This window comes from Streptomyces sp. NPDC014870, from assembly GCF_043081505.1.
Classification (GTDB): Bacteria; Actinomycetota; Actinomycetes; order Streptomycetales; family Streptomycetaceae; genus Streptomyces.
On the sequence record NZ_JBIBWQ010000004.1, the window covers coordinates 667018 to 684122 of the forward strand.

Annotated in this window: 20 protein-coding genes and 2 pseudogenes; 13 read left to right on the forward strand and 9 right to left on the reverse strand. The window is 68.6% G+C overall.

The window, feature by feature from the left end:
- Nucleotides 1-80 precede the first annotated feature (80 nt).
- From ACF09C_RS15540 to ACF09C_RS15550, 3 genes are all read left to right on the forward strand, one after another.
- Nucleotides 81-1226, forward strand: a complete 1146-nt coding sequence (locus ACF09C_RS15540; protein WP_392091975.1) for a GAF domain-containing sensor histidine kinase — start codon at nt 81-83, stop codon at nt 1224-1226.
- Nucleotides 1219-1863: a response regulator gene (locus tag ACF09C_RS15545; protein ID WP_392091976.1), complete on the forward strand. Its 645-nt coding sequence runs from the start codon at nt 1219-1221 to the stop codon at nt 1861-1863. The genes ACF09C_RS15540 and ACF09C_RS15545 overlap by 8 nt, the downstream gene beginning before the upstream one ends.
- 203 nt (nt 1864-2066) lie before the next feature.
- A complete protein-coding gene (locus ACF09C_RS15550; protein WP_362425822.1) occupies nt 2067-2309 on the forward strand; it encodes a chaplin in 243 nt (80 codons plus the stop codon).
- A 160-nt stretch (nt 2310-2469) separates the two neighbouring features.
- Here ACF09C_RS15550 and ACF09C_RS15555 read toward each other — a convergent pair whose 3' ends face one another.
- Nucleotides 2470-3255, reverse strand: a complete 786-nt coding sequence (locus tag ACF09C_RS15555; protein ID WP_392091977.1) for a hypothetical protein — start codon at nt 3253-3255, stop codon at nt 2470-2472.
- 164 nt (nt 3256-3419) lie between these two features.
- On the opposite strand from ACF09C_RS15555, the gene ACF09C_RS15560 reads away from it, so the two are divergent.
- The 4 genes from ACF09C_RS15560 (at nt 3420) to ACF09C_RS15575 (ending at nt 6744) form a co-directional block, all read left to right on the forward strand.
- Nucleotides 3420-4211: an ABC transporter ATP-binding protein gene (locus ACF09C_RS15560; RefSeq protein ID WP_392091978.1), complete on the forward strand. Its 792-nt coding sequence runs from the start codon at nt 3420-3422 to the stop codon at nt 4209-4211.
- Nucleotides 4212-4301: 90 nt separating this feature from the next.
- Entirely contained in the window at nt 4302-4730 is a 429-nt protein-coding gene (locus tag ACF09C_RS15565) for an NfeD family protein (protein WP_392091979.1), read from the forward strand.
- 190 nt (nt 4731-4920) lie between these two features.
- On the forward strand, nt 4921-5880 hold the full coding sequence (locus ACF09C_RS15570; RefSeq protein WP_392091980.1) for an SPFH domain-containing protein: 960 nt from the start codon (nt 4921-4923) through the stop codon (nt 5878-5880).
- A 96-nt stretch (nt 5881-5976) separates the two neighbouring features.
- Nucleotides 5977-6744 (forward strand): sulfite exporter TauE/SafE family protein, encoded by a 768-nt coding sequence (locus ACF09C_RS15575; RefSeq protein WP_362425807.1) that lies wholly within the window; start codon nt 5977-5979, stop codon nt 6742-6744.
- Between the two features lie 58 nt (nt 6745-6802).
- On the opposite strand, the gene ACF09C_RS15580 is transcribed toward ACF09C_RS15575, so the two are convergent.
- The 3 genes from ACF09C_RS15580 to ACF09C_RS15590 form a co-directional block, all read right to left on the reverse strand.
- Nucleotides 6803-7309, reverse strand: coding sequence for an HNH endonuclease (locus ACF09C_RS15580; RefSeq protein WP_362425804.1), 507 nt, complete (start codon nt 7307-7309; stop codon nt 6803-6805).
- Between the two features lie 185 nt (nt 7310-7494).
- Nucleotides 7495-8028, reverse strand: coding sequence for a YbhB/YbcL family Raf kinase inhibitor-like protein (locus ACF09C_RS15585; protein ID WP_392091981.1), 534 nt, complete (start codon nt 8026-8028; stop codon nt 7495-7497).
- A 44-nt stretch (nt 8029-8072) separates the two neighbouring features.
- A complete protein-coding gene (locus ACF09C_RS15590) occupies nt 8073-8855 on the reverse strand; it encodes a sporulation protein (protein WP_392091982.1) in 783 nt (260 codons plus the stop codon).
- 83 nt (nt 8856-8938) lie between these two features.
- Here ACF09C_RS15590 and ACF09C_RS15595 point away from each other — a divergent pair.
- The 5 genes and pseudogenes from ACF09C_RS15595 to ACF09C_RS15615 all read left to right on the forward strand — a co-directional run.
- Nucleotides 8939-9196: pseudogene (locus ACF09C_RS15595) on the forward strand (DNA-3-methyladenine glycosylase); the annotation flags it as partial.
- Between the two features lie 14 nt (nt 9197-9210).
- Nucleotides 9211-9822, forward strand: a complete 612-nt coding sequence (locus ACF09C_RS15600) for a DNA-3-methyladenine glycosylase (RefSeq protein WP_392091983.1) — start codon at nt 9211-9213, stop codon at nt 9820-9822.
- A 168-nt stretch (nt 9823-9990) separates the two neighbouring features.
- Nucleotides 9991-10509 carry a hypothetical protein gene (locus tag ACF09C_RS15605; RefSeq protein ID WP_392091984.1) on the forward strand — a complete coding sequence of 173 codons (519 nt, stop codon included), beginning with the start codon at nt 9991-9993 and terminating at the stop codon, nt 10507-10509.
- Nucleotides 10510-10753: 244 nt separating this feature from the next.
- Nucleotides 10754-11086 (forward strand): hypothetical protein, encoded by a 333-nt coding sequence (locus ACF09C_RS15610; RefSeq protein WP_392091985.1) that lies wholly within the window; start codon nt 10754-10756, stop codon nt 11084-11086.
- Nucleotides 11087-11854: 768 nt separating this feature from the next.
- A complete protein-coding gene (locus tag ACF09C_RS15615; RefSeq protein WP_392091986.1) occupies nt 11855-12442 on the forward strand; it encodes a recombinase family protein in 588 nt (195 codons plus the stop codon).
- Between the two features lie 35 nt (nt 12443-12477).
- Here ACF09C_RS15615 and ACF09C_RS15620 read toward each other — a convergent pair whose 3' ends face one another.
- From ACF09C_RS15620 to ACF09C_RS15640, 5 genes are all read right to left on the reverse strand, one after another.
- Nucleotides 12478-12726: a hypothetical protein gene (locus ACF09C_RS15620; protein ID WP_392091987.1), complete on the reverse strand. Its 249-nt coding sequence runs from the start codon at nt 12724-12726 to the stop codon at nt 12478-12480.
- A 291-nt stretch (nt 12727-13017) separates the two neighbouring features.
- Nucleotides 13018-13851, reverse strand: a complete 834-nt coding sequence (locus tag ACF09C_RS15625; protein ID WP_392091988.1) for a helix-turn-helix domain-containing protein — start codon at nt 13849-13851, stop codon at nt 13018-13020.
- Nucleotides 13848-14372 carry a DUF6879 family protein gene (locus ACF09C_RS15630; protein WP_392091989.1) on the reverse strand — a complete coding sequence of 175 codons (525 nt, stop codon included), beginning with the start codon at nt 14370-14372 and terminating at the stop codon, nt 13848-13850. The genes ACF09C_RS15625 and ACF09C_RS15630 overlap by 4 nt, the downstream gene beginning before the upstream one ends.
- On the reverse strand, nt 14356-14568 hold the full coding sequence (locus tag ACF09C_RS15635) for a hypothetical protein (RefSeq protein WP_285537448.1): 213 nt from the start codon (nt 14566-14568) through the stop codon (nt 14356-14358). The genes ACF09C_RS15630 and ACF09C_RS15635 overlap by 17 nt, the downstream gene beginning before the upstream one ends.
- 254 nt (nt 14569-14822) lie before the next feature.
- Nucleotides 14823-16271 carry a recombinase family protein gene (locus ACF09C_RS15640; protein WP_392091990.1) on the reverse strand — a complete coding sequence of 483 codons (1449 nt, stop codon included), beginning with the start codon at nt 16269-16271 and terminating at the stop codon, nt 14823-14825.
- A gap of 68 nt (nt 16272-16339) precedes the next feature.
- Here ACF09C_RS15640 and ACF09C_RS15645 point away from each other — a divergent pair.
- Nucleotides 16340-16735, forward strand: a pseudogene (locus tag ACF09C_RS15645) (DNA-3-methyladenine glycosylase); the annotation flags it as partial.
- Between the last annotated feature and the right edge of the window lie 370 nt (nt 16736-17105).

A 17105-nucleotide genomic window follows, 5' to 3' on the forward strand; every position in this document is an offset into this window, starting at 1 on the left:
TCGGCCTAGTCCGGTGGTCCTAGGAGAGCGCCGTCCCCGGACGGATACGGACTGTCACAACCCACCGGTACGGTTGATCCATGAGTCACCGACCGAGTTCCGGCCTCGCCGCCGTGAGCACCGCGCTCCTGGAGATGAGCCGCCATCTGGAGGTGCGCGACGTCCTCAAGACGATCGTGGCCTCTGCCCGCGAGCTCCTCGACGCGGAGTACGCGGCGCTGGGCGTCCCGGACGACCACGGCGGCTTCGCCCAGTTCGTCGTGGACGGCGTCAGCGACGAGCAGTGGCGGGCGATCGGCCCGCTGCCCCGCCAGCACGGCATCCTCGCGGCGATGCTCCACAAGGCCGAGCCCGAGCGTCTCGCCGACGTCCGCCAGGACCCCCGCTTCGAGGGCTGGCCGTCCGCCCACCCGGACATGTCCGACTTCCTCGGCCTGCCCATCCAGGACGGCGAGGAGACCATCGGCGCCCTCTTCCTCGCCAACAAGCGCTGCCCCAAGCCGGAGGGCGGCTGCGGCTTCACCGAGCAGGACGAGGAACTGCTCTCGATCCTCGCCCAGCACGCCGCGATCGCCCTGACCAACGCCCGGCTCTACGAGCGGAGCCGGGAGCTCACCATCGCCGAGGAGCGCTCGCGGCTCGCCCACGAGCTGCACGACGCGGTCAGCCAGAAGCTCTTCTCGCTCCGGCTCACCGCCCAGGCCGCCGCCGCCCTCGTCGACCGCGACCCGGCCCGCGCCAAGGGCGAGCTCCAGCAGGTCGCCGCGCTCGCCGCCGAGGCCGCCGACGAGCTGCGCGCCGCCGTCGTCGAGCTGCGCCCCGCCGCGCTCGACGAGGACGGCCTGGTCCACACGCTGCGCACGCAGATCCAGGTCCTGGACCGGGCCCACACCGCCCGGGTCACGTTCGAGAGCTCCGGGGTGCGGGCCCTGCCGGCCGCCCAGGAGGAGGCGATGCTCCGGGTCGCCCAGGAGGCCCTGCACAACGCGCTGCGGCACGGGGAGCCGGAGCGGGTCTGCGTCTCCCTGGTCCGGCACGGCCAGGGCGCCCTGCTCACCGTCGCCGACGACGGCAAGGGCTTCGACCCCCGCACGGTCCGCCGGGCGGGCCGGCACCTCGGCCTGGTCTCCATGCGGGACCGGGCGGGCGGCGTCGGCGGCTCCCTCACCGTGACGTCGGAGGCGGGCCGAGGCACCACGATCGAGATGGAGGTTCCCGGTGGCTGACACCGTCATCCGCGTCCTGCTCGTCGACGACCACCAGGTGGTCCGGCGCGGCCTGCGGACCTTTCTGGAGGTCCAGGACGGCATAGAGGTCGTCGGGGAGGCCTCCGACGGAGCCGAGGGCGTCGCGCGGGCCGAGGAGCTGCGGCCCGACGTGATCCTGATGGACGTCAAGATGCCGGGCATGGACGGCATCGAGGCGCTGCGCAAGCTCCGCGAACTGGCGAACCCGGCGAAGGTCCTGATCGTCACCAGCTTCACCGAGCAGCGCACGGTCGTCCCCGCCCTGCGCGCCGGCGCCACGGGGTACGTCTACAAGGACGTGGACCCGGACGCCCTGGCCGGCGCGATCCGCTCCGTCCACGCGGGCCATGTGCTGCTCCAGCCGGAGGTGGCGACGGCGCTGCTCTCCCAGGAGGAGGGCCACGGCGGCACGGGGCGCGGCAGCACGCTCACGGAGCGGGAGCAGGAGGTGCTCGGCCTGATCGCCGACGGCCGGTCGAACCGGGAGATCGCCCGCGCGCTGGTCCTCTCGGAGAAGACGGTCAAGACCCATGTCTCGAACATCCTGATGAAGCTCGACCTGGCGGACCGTACGCAGGCGGCGCTGTGGGCGGTACGGCACGGCCTGAGCCGCTGAGACGGACGCCACGGATGCGACGGCCGGGACGGGTGTGACGAGTGGGACGGCCGTGACGGAAGGGGCGCAGGAGGGGCACCCCCGTTCCCATCGTCATACCGTCGGGTGTATGTCCCCCGTTCGGCGCAACCCGGCGAGCGCGGGGGCGTTCTCCATGGCGTGCTGCGCCGCCCGGCCGCAGCGAAGACCAGGAGGATCCTGAAGTGAACAACCTGAAGAAGGCCGCTGCCCTCACCCTCGTCGCGGGCGGCATCGTCGCCGCCGGTGCGGGTGTCGCCTCCGCGCACGGCGCGGACGCGGACGGCAAGGCCCTCAACTCGCCGGGCGTCGGCTCCGGCAACCTCGTGCAGGTCCCGGTCCACATCCCGGTGAACGCCACCGGCAACACGGTCAACGTGATCGGCCTGCTCAACCCGGCGTTCGGCAACGGCTCCGTCAACCACTGACGCCCCACCGCCCAGCCCGGCCCCGGACGATCCCCCGGCGGTCGGGCTGCTCCATGCCCAGCCCGCCGCGCTCGCAAGCGACCGAAACCGACCGACGCACGCCACGCTTCCCGGCCACCGACGCCCCCGCCCCCTGACCGCCTCCGACGGCCCCGGTCGGTCAGCGCTCGCGTTCCCGCTCCTCCACGTACGCGTTGTACGCGGCCACCTGCGCTCTCCGGGCCACCCGCTCCACCGGCCGCAACGCAGCCCCACGCGCCGCCATCTCCGAGGCGCTCACCGCGCCCCCGTGGCCGTGGTCGTAGGCAAGGTCGATCAGCAGGCCGATCCGCTGGGCCAGCTCCAGGACCCGTACCGCCCGCGCCGGATAGCCAGGGGCCAGTACCTCGCGCCCCGCCTCCGCCCGCGCCCGGTACGCGTCCCGCGCCGTCTCCGCCATCGGGCCCGAGGCCGCCACGTCCAGCTTGGTCAGGACGGCCGTCGCCTCGCGCAGCGCCTCCGCCAGCTCACGCTCCGCCTCACCGAGCGACGGCACGTCCGCCGGCGGCGCCTCCCGCACGGTCAGGCACCGCCAGACCACCTCGACGTGCACGTCACCCGCCGGACCCGCCTCCGTGACCTCCGGCACCAGGCCGTACGGCGCGCCGAAACCGACCACCGCCTCCTCCGCCTCCAGCGCCCGCGCGTTGAAGTCCGGCGGCCCGCTCAGCCCCAGCGGATGCCCCGGCGCCGGCAGCGCCACGCGCCACCCGGTCACCCCGAGCCGCCGCAGCCGCCCGAGCGCGAGGGTCAGGCCGACCGGCCCCGCCTCGCCCGGGAGCCCCTCCACGCGGTGCACCGCGTCGTCCCCGACAATGGCCAGCGCCGCGTCGTCCGGCGACACCGATCCGGCCAACAGGGCATTGCCCCAAGCGGCCAGCCGTCCTGAGCGTGGTTCCGAAAGCATGCCCCCAGCGTAGGGGCGCCCCAGGACCTCCCCGCGCCGTTACAGGGAAGTATCCGGACCTAAGGACTGGCCCGCTCCGGCAGTGGCGTAGGTTTTCCCTGGACGCCGCGCCCACCGGTGCAAGGCGACGACACGACTCGACCGCAAGGGGAGACAACGCGCTCATGAGCGATGTACTGGAGCTGGTGGACGTATCCGTGGTCCGCGACGGACGGGCTCTGGTGGACGATGTCTCCTGGTCGGTCAAGGAGGGCGAGCGCTGGGTCATCCTCGGCCCCAACGGCGCCGGCAAGACCACCCTCCTCAACATCGCCTCCAGCTACCTCTTCCCCACCAAGGGCTCCGCGAAGATCCTCGACGAGCAGCTCGGCAAGGTCGACGTCTTCGACCTCCGCCCCCGCATCGGCATGGCCGGCATCGCCATGGCCGAGAAGCTCCCCAAGCGCCAGACCGTGCTCCAGACCGTCCTCACCGCCGCGTACGGCATGACCGCCACCTGGCACGAGGACTACGACGCCGTCGACGAGCAGCGCGCCCGCGCCTTCCTCGACCGCCTCGGCATGACCGAGTACCTGGAGCGCAAGTTCGGGACCCTCTCCGAGGGCGAGCGCAAGCGCACCCTGATCGCCCGCGCGATGATGACCGACCCCGAGCTCCTGCTCCTCGACGAGCCCGCCGCCGGTCTCGACCTCGGCGGCCGCGAGGACCTCGTCCGCCGCCTCGGCCGGCTCGCCCGCGACCCGTACGCCCCCTCCATGATCATGGTCACGCACCACGTCGAGGAGATCGCGCCCGGCTTCACGCACGTCCTGATGATCCGTCAGGGCAAGGTGCTCGCCGCGGGCCCGATGGAGACCGAGCTCACCTCCCGCAACCTCTCCCTCTGCTTCGGCCTCCCGCTCGTCGTCGAGCGCAACGGCGACCGCTACACCGCCCAGGGCCTGCCGCTGAAGTAGCAGCAATCGCAAGGGAGTCGGAACCCGGTAGCCGAGACCGCACAGCTCTGCGCCCTGTCCGACTCCACCCCACCGGCCTACCATGACCATGTGGACATCGACGCATGGGTCTGGTGGCTGATCGGCGCCGTGGGACTGGGCATTCCGCTCGTCCTCACCGCGATGCCCGAGTTCGGCATGTTCTCCGTCGGAGCGATCGCCGGAGCCGTGACCGCGGCGCTCGGCTTCGGGATCGTCGCGCAGGTGATCGTCTTCGTGGTCGTCTCCGTCGCGCTGCTCGCCGTGGTCCGCCCCATCGCGGCCCGGCACCGCAACGGGCCACCCCGGCACGCCACCGGCATCGACGCCCTGAAGGGCCGTCAGGCGGTCGTCCTGGAAAGGGTCGACGGCGGCGGTGGCCGCATCAAGCTCGCCGGCGAGGTCTGGTCGGCGCGCGCGCTCGACGCCGGACAGAGCTTCGAACCGGGCGACCAGGTCGACGTGGTCGAGATCGACGGAGCGACCGCCGTGGTCATGTGACCCTCGCGTCTCTTGCCCGAACGTCCCCCACCACGGCCCGCGTTCTGGGAAACTCGATCATCAGATCAAGCAGATCAAGCAGATCAAGCAGATCAAGCAGATCAAGCAGATCACTCGGATCAACTCGGATCGACCCGGCACATCCGGCACACCCACCAGCGAACCGGCAGCGAAGGGCACAGGGAACACGATGTCAGCCATCATCATCGTCCTGATCATTCTGGTGGTGCTTGTCTTCATCGCCCTGATCAAGACGATCCAGGTCATCCCGCAGGCGAGCGCCGCGATCGTCGAACGCTTCGGCCGCTACACCCGCACGCTCAACGCGGGCCTGAACATCGTCGTCCCGTTCATCGACTCGATCCGCAACCGGATCGACCTCCGCGAGCAGGTCGTCCCCTTCCCGCCCCAGCCGGTGATCACCCAGGACAACCTGGTCGTCAACATCGACACCGTCATCTACTACCAGGTGACCGACGCCCGCGCCGCGACCTACGAGGTCGCCAGCTACATCCAGGCCATCGAGCAGCTCACCGTCACCACCCTGCGCAACATCATCGGCGGAATGGACCTGGAACGGACCCTCACCTCCCGCGAGGAGATCAACGCAGCCCTGCGCGGCGTCCTCGACGAGGCCACCGGCAAGTGGGGCATCCGCGTCAACCGCGTCGAGCTCAAGGCCATCGAGCCCCCGACCTCCATCCAGGACTCGATGGAGAAGCAGATGCGCGCCGACCGCGACAAGCGCGCCGCGATCCTCACCGCCGAGGGCATCCGCCAGTCCCAGATCCTCACCGCCGAGGGCGAGAAGCAGTCCGCGATCCTCCGCGCCGAGGGCGAGGCCAAGGCCGCCGCCCTGCGCGCCGAGGGCGAGGCCCAGGCCGTCCGTACGGTCTTCGAGGCCATCCACGCCGGTGACCCGGACCAGAAGCTGCTCTCGTACCAGTACCTCCAGATGCTCCCGAAGATCGCCGAGGGCGACGCAAACAAGCTCTGGATCGTGCCCAGCGAGATCGGCGACGCCCTCAAGGGCCTCTCCGGCGCCTTCGGCAACCTCGGCGGCGGCACGCCCGGCTTCAACACCGGAGCGGTGCCGGGCAGCCGCAACGGCAGTGAGACCGAACGCCGCGAAGCACCCCCGGTTGACTGACACGTACACGTAATCGTGCATGATCGGTGCGAGCCCCTCGACCCCGGCGGACGTCAGGGCGGGGAGGCGAGCCACTGATCCTGTAAGGAGATGGCGTTGTCCATCTGGGAAGTCCTGGCAGTCTTCGCGGCCGGCATCGGAGCCGGCACCATCAACACGATCGTCGGATCGGGAACGCTCATCACGTTCCCCGTCCTCCTCCTCACCGGACTCCCTCCGGTGACCGCAACCGTCTCCAACGCCCTCGGCCTCATCCCCGGCTCCATCAGCGGAGCCATCGGCTACCGCGAGGAACTCAAGGGCCAGCGCCGCCGCGTCCTGCGCCTCGGCACCGTCGCCGCGATCGGCGGACTCGGCGGAGCCGTCCTCCTGCTGATGCTCCCGCCCCGGGCGTTCGAGACCATCGTCCCCGTCCTCGTCGCCCTCGCCCTGCTCCTGGTCATCCTCCAGCCCCGACTCTCCAAGGCCGTCCAGGACCGCCGCGCACGCGACGGCAAGGAGGGCGACCCCGACGGCGGCCCGCTCCTCATGACCGGACTGCTCCTCGCGAGCGTCTACGGCGGCTACTTCACCGCCGCCCAGGGCATCATCTACCTCGCCCTGATGGGCATGCTCCTCGCGGACAGCCTGCAGCGCCTCAACGCCGTCAAGAACGTCCTCGCCGCGATCGTCAACAGCATCGCCGCGCTCTTCTTCCTCTTCGTCGCCGAGTTCGACTGGACCGCCGTCGTCCTGATCGCCGTCGGCTCCGCCATCGGCGGCCAGATCGGCGCCAAGGTCGGCCGCCGCCTCCCGCCCACGGTCCTGCGCGGCGTCATCGTCGCCATCGGCACGGTCGCCATCGTCCAGCTCCTGCTCCGCTGACGACAACGGGCCCGCTCCCACCCAGGGAGACGGGCCCGCACCTCACACCCCTACGGGGTCACGCCGCCGAACCGGCCAGCCACTCCGGCAGCTCGGACCGCTCACCGGCCCGCATGGCCAGCAGCATCGCGTCCGCCGGCGTCGGCACGAACGGCTCGTGCAGCAGCGGCATCCCCGCCTGCTCCGGCGTACGGTCGGCCTTGCGGTGGTTGTCCTCGGCGCAGGACGCCACCGTGTTCAGCCAGCTGTCCCCACCACCCTGCGCCCGCGGCACGACGTGGTCCACGGTCGTCGCCCGCCGCCCGCAGTACGCGCACCGGTGCTGGTCCCTGACCAGCACACCCCGCCTCGACCACGGAGCCTGTCTTCGGAACGGCACCCGGACGTAGCGGCAGAGCCTGATGACCCGCGGCACGGGAATGTCGACAGCGGCACCACGCATACGCAGCTCGGGATGCTCCTGCTCGACGACGGCCTTGTCCTGGAGGACAAGCACCACCGCACGGTTGAGTGTGACCGTCGACAGCGGCTCGAAGCTCGCGTTCAGTACCAGCGTGTCCCGCATTGTGCCCACCTCCCGTGTGCCGGCCCAGCCCCGTTGCGGGGCTCCAGGCTTGGATCAACTGTGGCCGGGCGCGCCGGGTTGGACAACGCAATTACCGTGCAACGAAAGATGCCCGCTTCTGATCTCTCCAAGACCAGAAGCGGGCAAACAACAGACGAACGCTCAGCTGAGCCACGTGCGGACCGCTACGCGGGGATCTCGTACTCGCCGATCAGCTGGGCACGCGCCAGCGCGTGGAACCGCAGATGGAAACCGACCGCCGCGGGCGAGGCGTCGGCGTCCGGACCGAGCTTCTCCCGGTCCACGGCGAACACGGTGAAGACGTACCGGTGCGGACCGTCTCCGGCCGGGGGAGCGGCACCCCCGAAGTCCCGCGAGCCGTAGTCGTTACGGACGTGCACGGCACCGGCCGGCAGCCCCGGGAACGATCCCGACCCCGCCCCGACCGGCAGCTCGGTGACGGACACCGGGATGTCGAACAGCACCCAGTGCCAGAACCCGCTGCCCGTCGGCGCGTCCGGATCGAAGCAGGTCACGGCGAAGCTCTTCGCCTCCGCCGGGAACCCCTCCCACCGCAGCTGCGGCGAGGTGTTCCCCTCGGCGTACACCTGCGCGTCCTTCAGCACTCCGCCCGGCACGATGTCGTCGCTCACCACGGTGAACGCCGGCACGGGCGGATGGAAGTCATGAGGGAGCGGCGCCCTCTTCCCCTCGGCCACGTCCGTACCTCCGAAATCGCCAGACCTGCTGTACGAGGCCGAGCCTAGAGCCAGTTGCGCTTGCCACCGACGTCGGCGAGCCACTGGTTGAGGTACGCGGCCCAGTCGGTCGTGTGGAAGTCGTTCAGACCGACCTTGAAGGCCCGGAACGAGTCGCTGCTCTCGCTGAAGAGCCCCGGCTTCTTGTCCATCTCCAGGACGACGTCCATCTCACGGTCGTCCGCGACGAAGCTGACCTCGACCTGGTTGAGCCCGCGGTACTGCTGCGGCGGGAAGAACTCGATCTCCTGGTAGAACGGCAGCTTCTGCCGGGTACCGCGGATGTGCCCGCGCTCCATGTCGGCGCTCTTGAAGCGGAAGCCCAGCTGGATGAAGGCGTCCAGGATCGCCTGCTGCGCCGGCAGCGGGTGCACGTTGATCGGGTCCAGGTCGCCGGAGTCCACCGCACGGGCGATCTCCAGCTCGGTGGTCACACCGATGTTCATGCCGCGCAGCTGCTGACCCGCGATGGCCGTGACCGGCGTCTCCCAGGGAATCTCGAAACCGAACGGCACCACGTGCACGGCACCGGCCTGAACCGTGAAGGCACCGCCGAGCCGGACCTTGACGAACTCGATGTCCTGCTTGATCTCCTGGTCGTTGCCCTCGACCTCGACCCGCGCCTGCAGCCCGACGGACAGCCCCTCGATCTGCTGATCGACCGAACCGCCCTGGATCCGCACCTCGCCCTGGACCACACCACCGGGAACGACGTTCTCCTCGGTGAGCACCGTCTCCACGGACGCGCCGCCGGCACCCAGGCTCGCGAGCAGCTTCTTGAATCCCATGAACACTCCCTCTTGGACCTGCTTGGCCTTGACCTCTACATACGCGCGACGACCGTAGCCGGTTCCCCGTACGCTCGGACGCCATGAGCGAGAGCCCCGACCGTACGCCGCTCCCGCGGACCTTCTTCGACCGCCCCGTCCTGGAGGTCGCCCCCGATCTCCTCGGCCGCACTCTCGTCCGTACGTCACCCACAGGGCGCATCGAGCTCCGCCTCACGGAGGTGGAGGCGTACGCCGGCGCGATCGACCCCGGCTCGCACGCCTTCCGCGGCCGCACCGCCCGCAACGCGGTCATGTTCGGCCCGCCGGGACACGCCTACGTCTACTTCACCTACGGCATGTCAAGGCAGTCAGCATGAACGTTGATCTCCTCTCCCATCCCGCTGAAGAGGTCGCCCCCAAGCTGCTCGGATGCGTCCTCACCTGCAAGACCCCCGAGGGGACTGTGAGCATCGCCATTACGGAAACCGAGGCCTACTCCGGCACGGCTGACCCAGCTTCCCATGCCTACCGGGGCCGGACTGCCCGCAACGCCACCATGTTCGGGCCCGCAGGGCACCTCTACGTCTACCGGTCCCACGGACTCCACTGGTGCGCCAACGTCGTCACCGGTACGGATGGCATCGCCTCGGGTGTCCTCATCCGCGCAGGCAGGGTCATCGAGGGCGAAGACCTGGCGCGCAAGCGGCGAGGGGAGAGGGTCGAGAGCCCACGTCTTGCCCGAGGTCCGGGGAACGTCGGCCAGGCACTCGGCATCACGGCAGAGCACAACGGCGCAGACCTCCTGACAGGCACCTCGGTCATGCTCTCCGAGGGCGAGCCGGTACCTGCCGCGCTCATCCGGGTTGGTCCTCGGGTAGGCGTGAGCAAGGCCCACGACTGGCAACACCGGTTCTACCTCGCCGGTGATCCGACGGTCTCGGCATACCGATTGAGCCCGCGAGTCAAACCGACCACCGGCGCCTGACGCGCTGTGCGCCTTGCTGACGGCCCGCCGGTGAGTCGGTGCGGAGGTTGGGCCAGGCGATGCGTGATCGTCCGCGAGCGCGGCCCGTGACGCGTCCCTGGCCGGTCGAGTGACTGCCGGCGGTGGCCCGCCGGTTCCGATGTCGTACTCCGCTTCTATGCTCCTCCGATGACGTCTTACGAAGGAACGCATCCCACCGTTCTCGTCCGGGTGGGCAACCTCCAGGCCCAGATCGACGAGCAGCTCGCGCCCGCTATCCAGGCGATCTGGGAGTGTGGCATCGACACGTTCACCTGCTGCCAGGACCTGGCCGAGAGCAACGCGGACTGGCCGGTGAAGTTGCCGCACATGGCGGAGTGGGTGGGGTCCCGCCGCGGCTGGATGCTCATTGACTTCCCGGTGGACAGCGGACTCGCCTTCCTTTCGGCCGTCGCAAATGCCGGACCGCGAGACGCGTTCTACGTGCGAATGACCCACTGGGCCGCCCCCGACGCCTGGGACGTGAAGATCAAGCCGATGGACGCCGCGATGTTTCAGGGGGACGAGCCGTCGGACTTCGGGCTGCGCCTCCTACAGGTCAGCTTCCCTGCCTACGATCTGCCGGAACTGACCCGGCGCCTCGGCGAACACGCCGCAGGCCGTACGGTGCCGCCTGCCCCCGCCGACTGGAGCACAGTGGGTCGCTAGCATAAGATGCCTGGCCAGGTCGCCGCCGTCGCTCCCGACCGCACGAGGCCGAGTTCAGACCCGAAGGGCTTGAGCGTCCACCTGTGAAGAGATCGCGCCATCCGTGCACGGTCCACCCCCGCAACGAAAGGGAGGCACATGTCCCGCCATCCGGCGGGGGTCACTGGCGCACCCGTGTGCGCCTCACAGGAAGGGACTGCCCAGTGGGACGTCTCCGTTTCAGTTCGAAGGCGACTTCGCCGCTGTGTCTCAAGAGCAGTACAAGCGGCGGGCACGCGATCCACGCTTCGACTACGCCCACCGCGTCGAGTACGCGGCCATGGGATGGGCCAACCAGATCGGGCACGCGGAGTTCCCGCCGGATGAGCTGAACAGGATCCTTGCCGACAGGGACGGCAAGGTGCCCAGCAACAACGCTTTGAACAACCATGTGCGCAAGGCGAAGGGGTGGGGCTTCATCGAGACGGAGTCCAACCGCCGGTGCCTCATACTCCCGGTGTTTCACTTCCAGAAGGGCATCGGGGACACAACCTGCGATGAGCACGGCATACGCAAGGCCAAGAGGTTCCGGCCGTAGCTCACAGGCGGGACGTGTCGATCAGGCATGCCCGCGACACGTGAGGCGTGCCGATCGGGCAGCCAACGACATGCGACACCTGTAAGGGCAGGGTTGTGACCTGCGGTGATGTGCTGCCCTTCTTAATCTTCTTGGTAAGCCATCGGCAACACTCGCAAGGAGTAGCGGAGGGGCGGCCGGTAGGTCGGCACAGGCGGAAGTGGTCAGCAGTAGGGCGGCCCCTTGGGGTCGAAGCGCCAAGCCTCACCGGCGAAGAGAGAAGCGGCAGGGGGCGGCCTTCCGGCCGCCACAGTCGCACGTGGTCTACGGCAGTGCGGCCCCGGAAGGGGCCGCCAGGAGCAAGCCAGCGAGACCAGGGGGCGCTGCCGCGCCCCACAGCCACAGCCGTAAGGCCCTGTTCCTTGCAGCCTTCCGCCGCCGCCAGCAAGGGCAGGGCAAGGCTGCGACCAGGTCGTACGCTCCCGCAGTGGCGGTCTGCGTGCAGGCGGACCGACCCTGAAACCGTGGCGGAATCTTGGCTGCCAAGACATGGCGGTCGAGCAAGGACCCGTCAGGGGGTCATACCCCACCCCCTTGCCGTCGCCTCACTCCCACGCTGCTGGCCGTCGAGCATGGCGCAGCGTGACCAGGTAGGGCCGTCTCGAAAACCAAGGTTTGTGAGACGAGAGGCTGGGAGCCCTCTGCGGGGGCGCAACCCTGTTCAAAACCCGTCTTGAAACTTCCATCTCGGGCTTGATCTTTTGAGATGAGTTCTGAGACAGTCTCGCCATGGCAGAGATCACCACGTCCCCGGGGCAGCTCATCGGTTACGCCCGCGTCTCGACCGATGACCAGGAAGCGCAGTTGCAGCGGGACGCACTGACGGCCGCAGGGTGCGCTCGGATCTTCGAGGACAAGGCGTCCGGCAAGAACACCAACCGACCAGAGCTCACGGCCGCACTGGACTACGCCAGACCTGGCGACACCCTGTGCGTGTGGAAGCTCGACCGATTCGCTCGGTCGTTGATCGACCTTGTGACCATGGTCGACACCCTTCGAGAGCGCGGTATCGGGTTCAAGGTGCTCACGGGTGCACTGGCCAACATCGACTCCGGTACGGCGGACGGCCGTCTCATGCTTCAGGTGGTCGGAGCCATGGCCGAGTTCGAGCGCAGCCTCATCAAGGAGCGCACCCGCGCCGGACTCGACGCAGCCAAGGCCCAGGGCCGTACCGGCGGCCGTCCGTCCGTGGTGGACGAGGACGTACTCACCGTGGCTCGTGCCAGGCAGGCCAGGGGAGAGAGCGTCAGCGCCATCGCCAAGGCCCTCGGCGTCTCCCGCGCCACGCTGTACCGACACCTGGGAGAGCGCACCTGAGACAGCAGCGCAGCAGTGCAGACAGGCCCTCGGCTCTACGCCGGGGGCTCTTGTCGTCTGTCCGGCTCGGTACGCACCACCATGGCGAACGCCGTGCAGATCCGCCGGAACCCGCGATGGTTGCTCAGGCCGGTGTGACTCATGCACTCGACGTCGACCGTCGCACTGTCCGTCGAGGGCTCCGCCTTCCACTTGCAGTGCAGGCACTCCGCCTCGAAGGTCACGTCCGTGTCCGGATGCTGCGTGATCCGGTGCGTCACGAACCGCAGGATCGTGCGCGCCATCAGCGCCCCTGGTGTTCGTTCCGGAGGTGAGCCCGCAAGCCCACGTTCGCGTCCGACACCTGTGAGTGATCCCCGACCGACGTGGCGTTCGCGCGAGCCACCGCGTACCGAAGGCAATCACGACAACCCGACACAGGGTCGGGCGGCGCAGAGGGAAGGGTCACGTATACCGGCCCGTCCATCGTCGTCTTGGGTGTGCTCATCCGTGCGACCTCCCGACTTTTCGCTTGCCGAAGGATGATCCCCCGGGGTGCGTACGGGATGGCGCTTCAGTCGCGTAGTCGACTGAAGTCATGCACGGCAAGCGGCGGACCACTCGGCGAGCCGTGCCCGGAGGTCTTCGCCGAAGAGGGCGTATTCCTCGTACCCGGCGAACTCCGTCAGGTACGCCTGAACATCTCGGCCGTCGCGGAGTACGAGACTTCCCGCCGTCGTCTCGATGGTGACCAGCGCGGCGTCGTAGACGGTGAACGTACTCAGAGGAGTTCGGGGCGTCGGTGCCCCTACGGGGATCACCCCGATCTGAACGTTCGGGAGGTAGGACAGGGAGGCCAGACGGTCCATCTGCTCGGCCAGTGCCAGCGGGGAGACAACCGGCCAGCGAACCGCCTGCTCGGTCAGAACGAACGTGAACCGCTTCGAGGCGTCGTAGAGGACGGCCTGCCGTCCGAGCTTCCCCGCTACGGCCTTGCTCGTATCGGCCGTCGAGTGAGCCAGGCTCGCCCGCACGTACTCCGGTGTTGCGAGCAGCCCGGTAACCATCGAGAGCAGGAAGTAGCGCATGTGCGTGGAGGACGCTTCGAGCGACTTCAGCTCGGCCTGTCTCGTGCCGAGCCCCTTGCGTCGAAGTTCTCGTAGGTTCCGCCACTCGGTGTTCGCCATCCTGGCGAGGGCGGAGACCTCGGCGACCAGACTCGGCGGAGCGTCCAGCGCTCGCAAGATCTGCTCGACGTCGACCAGGGACGGCCGCGTCCGGCCGTTCTCGATACGGGACACCTTCGACTGGGACATGTTGCAGCGCGCTGCGAGCCGGTCCCCTGAGAGGCCGGCTCGCTTGCGCAGATCCCGGAGCAGAGAGGCGAGTTCGGTACCGGACTCGCCAAGCTGCTCAGCTTCGAACGTCACTCCGTCACGCGCTCCGCGTACTCCAGGAAGGGAACCGACTCGGCAACGGCGATGCGCTGCCACTCGACGAACGGCGCAGGGTCACCCTCGTACAGCTCCCGGCCGATCTGCGTTCCGTCGTCCTCGTACTTCATGAGAACGACGGTCGAGCGGTCGAACATCCAGAAGTCCTCGACGTCCGGCAACGGGTTCTCTCGCTCGGTCACGTCAAGGATGCGGATGTCCTCCCCGGCGAGCACGTGCGGGGCGTAGTACCGGGAGAACTCGAAGCGCAGGTACTCGGAGAGCGGTCGAGTCAGGACGTGCACTCGCCCCTTGCTCCTTCCCTCGCCGCGCAGCCGCTTCAGGTCTTCCGTGTACGCCGACGAGTAGGTGTCCGGGTCGACGCGCTTGCCTGCCCTGAAGGCTGCGAGTTCGTCCGACTCCTGCGGTACGAGGTACTGGGGCAGGGTCTCCAGCCGCCACGCTTCCGACTGGAAGCCGCGGAGCATCGCCCGCCACTCCTCACCATCCAAGAGCACGAACGGCCTCCCGAAGAACACTCTCGGGGATCTCCACGAGCCCTTCCCCCTGCGGGGGAGTGAAGGCGTCGGACACGTCGCCCTGAACCACGATGGAGCCGGACGCGGTGCGGTAGACGTTCGGGCAGTCATCCTCTCCACACGTGCCGTTGCCGTTGCCGTTGCCAGTGAGCCGAGTCAGTTCTTCGCGTGCCATGCGGAACCCCCTTGACCTGCCAGCCCGGTTGGGCCGCCTGAGACGACCGTACGGGGGCCACTCATAGCCGTCCATGCACGGACGTGACTCATGCACGTTGTTGCATGAACTGAGGAGAGAGAGGGGGCACAGATGATCTGAGGGATGTCCGGCCCCTCCCTCGCCGACCATGGCGAAGGGCCCTGCCCGACTTTCGTCAGACAGGGCGTGTACTCGTTGAGCGCGACCGCCGGCTCAGCTCTCAGGAGCGGATCTCAGGGGTTCCGGAACGTGATCCGACAGTGCTCGCCCTTGAAGGACCGGACCCCTCGACCGCGCGGCATCAGCTCGACTCGCTCGCAGACCTGCATGACGACAGTCCGCACGTAGTCGATACGGTCGGGGTCCTCGTAGTCCAGTTCCTCCCACAGGTACTCGATGTCGCCCAGGTCGACGCGCACACGCTGCGATGCCATGTCTGCCAGCTCGGCCCGGATCTTGGTCAGCTCCGCGTCACACCTGCCGATGCCCGTCCGCAGGGTCGACGCGTCGATGTCCCCTACGGCGAACATCTCCGCCAGGGCCGTGCGCCTCTCGGACGCGGCAGTCTCCTCGGCCAGCAGTTCGGTCTCTCGCTCCTCGTCTGCGGCATCCGTGGCCGGTGCCGCGTTCCACTCCTCGGCCCTGTCGATGACCTTCCTGACCACGAAGGAGTCCAGCGGGTCGGCCGGGCAGGTGATGCACCGGCCACCCGAACAGGTGTAGATGCGGTACCGCTCTCCCGCCGCGTTCTTCTTGCTCCACCCTTGAGTGACGACGGCCTGACACTTCGAGCAGCGGACCACGCCGGACAACAGGGCCTTGCGCTTGCCGCCGCCGCCCGTGTTGCGCTCGGGGTCGCTCAGGTGGCGGACCAGGGCACGGAATATGCCCTCGGAGACGATCGCCTCCCAGTTGCCCGCCCCTGTCTCCTCGGTCCGCCGCACGCGCATCCCGTCCGGCTTCTCGACCCACTGCGAGTACGTCTGGATTCCTGCGTTCCTCGGCTTCAGGAGGACGACCCGAAGGTTCGAGCTGCGCCACTCCTTGCCGTGCGGCGAGAGCAGTCCGCGCGTGTTCCAGTCCTTCGCGATGGACCAGAGGGTGACGCCGGCCAGGACATCCCGGTACGCCTGCCGCAGGGCTTCCGCCTCTGATTCCCGGTGCCTGCCGTCCCGCTCGAAGCCGAAGGGGCGAGTACTCCAGAAGGGCCTCCCCGACTCCCTGCGTCGCTGGTGTCCGAGTACCTGACGCTCGACTCGCATCTCGGTCTCGTTGCGAGCCACCACAGCTCCGATGCGAGCAGCGAGACGGCCGGACGGCGTGGACAGGTCGAGCACTCCCTGCGCCTGTGCGGCGGCCAGCGTGACGCCGGTCGCCTCGGCCAGATCCACCAGGTCTTCAAGATCCCAGGGGGTGCGGTACATACGGTCGTAGTGGCGGGACACGATGGCGTCTGCCTTGCCGTCCTCCACCAGAGCCTTGACGCGCTCCCACTCGGCGCTCCGCTTGGTTCCCCGCTTTGTCGAAGCCGAGGTGTCCTTCTCAACGATCGTGGCTACGACTGACCAGCTCTTCCGGTCGCACAGCGCCTGACTCAGCTCGACCTGTTGTGTCAGGTTCCCACCCTTGGATTCCTCGCCCCTCGGGGTGGGGCTGAGCCTGGCGTAGATGATCGCTCGCACTACCTGTCTCCTGCTTGTCGTCGCTTTGCCGATGCTGCCGGACCAACGACATACATGCCTAGTGAGTTACCTACGGCATGTGGCACTGCCTCAACCTGGTGTACGGTGCCGAGGGCCAGGCGAGCGGAGTCCTGTTGCGCGCGGGCCGCGTCCTGACCGGGATGGAGGAGGCCCGCACCCGACGACTCTCGGCCCGGTACGACACGGAACTCGCCAAAGGCCCCGCTCGCCTCGCGACGGCCCTCGACGTCTCCCTCTCCCTCAACGGCACGGACACCTGCGCCGGCCCGAACTCCCCGCTCTCGCTCCTCACCGGCACCCCACCCGCCCCTGACCAGGTCCGCAACGGCCCGCGCACAGGAGTAGGAGGGGACGGCGCCCCCCACCCGTGGCGCTTCTGGATCGACGAGGACCCGACGGTGAGCCCCTACCGCGCCCACACGCCACGCAAGAGGTCCTCTTGACCCGACTTGACTCGGGTGCTTCGGACGCCTAACGTAGGCGAGCCGCTTGAAACGGGCAGTGCTTGTTCAAGCACCTCGGAGCGGCCATCCACTACCTACGACGAACCCCGACGGGTGCGGTTTTCGGCATGCCGAAATCTGTTCCGAAAGGCTCGATTATGAGTCGCCGGGGAATTCGGCTAAAGTAGTGAACACGCCGAAAGGCAAAGGCAGCCAACAGGCCACCGGAAACAAACTCCGAACCGGAAACGGAACGGAAAAGGATCTGGTAAGGTTGGAAACACGAAAGACCGAAGGGAAAAGCCCGGAGGAAAGCCCGAGAGGGTGAGTACGAAGGAAGCGTCCGTTCCTTGAGAACTCAACAGCGTGC

Excerpts from the sequence above, each read along its gene's own strand:
- ACF09C_RS15540 (WP_392091975.1), top strand. The coding sequence starts at position 81 with ATGAGTCACCGACCGAGTTCCGGCCTCGCCGCCGTGAGCACCGCGCTC.
- ACF09C_RS15555 (WP_392091977.1), bottom strand. The coding sequence starts at position 3,255 with ATGCTTTCGGAACCACGCTCAGGACGGCTGGCCGCTTGGGGCAATGCC.
- ACF09C_RS15560 (WP_392091978.1), top strand. The coding sequence starts at position 3,420 with ATGAGCGATGTACTGGAGCTGGTGGACGTATCCGTGGTCCGCGACGGA.
- ACF09C_RS15570 (WP_392091980.1), top strand. The coding sequence starts at position 4,921 with ATGTCAGCCATCATCATCGTCCTGATCATTCTGGTGGTGCTTGTCTTC.
- ACF09C_RS15580 (WP_362425804.1), bottom strand. The coding sequence starts at position 7,309 with ATGCGGGACACGCTGGTACTGAACGCGAGCTTCGAGCCGCTGTCGACG.
- ACF09C_RS15590 (WP_392091982.1), bottom strand. The coding sequence starts at position 8,855 with ATGGGATTCAAGAAGCTGCTCGCGAGCCTGGGTGCCGGCGGCGCGTCC.
- ACF09C_RS15600 (WP_392091983.1), top strand. The coding sequence starts at position 9,211 with ATGAACGTTGATCTCCTCTCCCATCCCGCTGAAGAGGTCGCCCCCAAG.
- ACF09C_RS15605 (WP_392091984.1), top strand. The coding sequence starts at position 9,991 with ATGACGTCTTACGAAGGAACGCATCCCACCGTTCTCGTCCGGGTGGGC.
- ACF09C_RS15615 (WP_392091986.1), top strand. The coding sequence starts at position 11,855 with ATGGCAGAGATCACCACGTCCCCGGGGCAGCTCATCGGTTACGCCCGC.
- ACF09C_RS15620 (WP_392091987.1), bottom strand. The coding sequence starts at position 12,726 with ATGGCGCGCACGATCCTGCGGTTCGTGACGCACCGGATCACGCAGCAT.
- ACF09C_RS15635 (WP_285537448.1), bottom strand. The coding sequence starts at position 14,568 with ATGGCACGCGAAGAACTGACTCGGCTCACTGGCAACGGCAACGGCAAC.